Annotated in this window: 1 protein-coding gene; it reads right to left on the reverse strand. The window is 58.6% G+C overall.

Features of this window, described 5'->3' with window-relative positions:
• Positions 1-695 (reverse strand): cation:proton antiporter domain-containing protein (locus V9K67_RS27100; RefSeq protein ID WP_336728274.1); only part of this gene is annotated, 695 nt, incomplete at both ends.

The following is a 695-nucleotide window of genomic DNA, read 5'->3' on the forward strand; positions in this document are numbered from 1 at the left end:
TCGGCCTTGGTGGTCTCGGCCAGGATGGAGCCCATGATGAAGGCGCCCAGGGCCGGGGAAAAGCCCACCGCATTGGCAAACACCACCATGCCCAGGCAAAGGGCGATGGCGATCACCAGCAGCATTTCATCGCTCATCAGCGTCTTGGCTTTTCGTAACAGGGTGGGAATAAAGAAAATGCCCGACAGGAACCAGATCGCCAAAAAGAAGATCAGCTTCAGGATGGACAGCAGCATTTCGGTGCCGGCAAACTGCTGGCTCACCGCCAGCGTCGACAGCAGCACCAGCAGCACGATGGCCACCAGGTCTTCCACGATCAGCACGCCAAAGACCAGGGAGGCGAAGCTTTTGGTTTTTAGTCCCAGTTCCTCGAAGGCCCGGATGATGATGGTGGTGGAGGAAATGGATAAGATGCCGCCCAGAAACAGGCTGTCCATGCCCGACCAGCCCATGGCCTTTCCGACGCCGAAGCCCAGGAAGACCATGATGACCACTTCCACCAGGGCGGTGATGGAGGCGGAGCCGCCCACCTTGAGCAGCTTTTTAAAGCTGAACTCCAGGCCCAGGCTGAACAATAAAAAGATAACCCCGATCTCCGCCCAAATGCCGATGTTCTCGGCCTCCCGCACGGTAGGCAGCAGGCTGAAGTAAGGCCCGACCAGGAAGCCGGCGATGATATAGCCCAGCACCAGGGG

Origin of the sequence: Huijunlia imazamoxiresistens, assembly GCF_037132455.1 — a bacterium.
GTDB classification, from domain to species: Bacteria; Bacteroidota; Bacteroidia; order Chitinophagales; family Chitinophagaceae; genus Flavisolibacter; species Flavisolibacter imazamoxiresistens.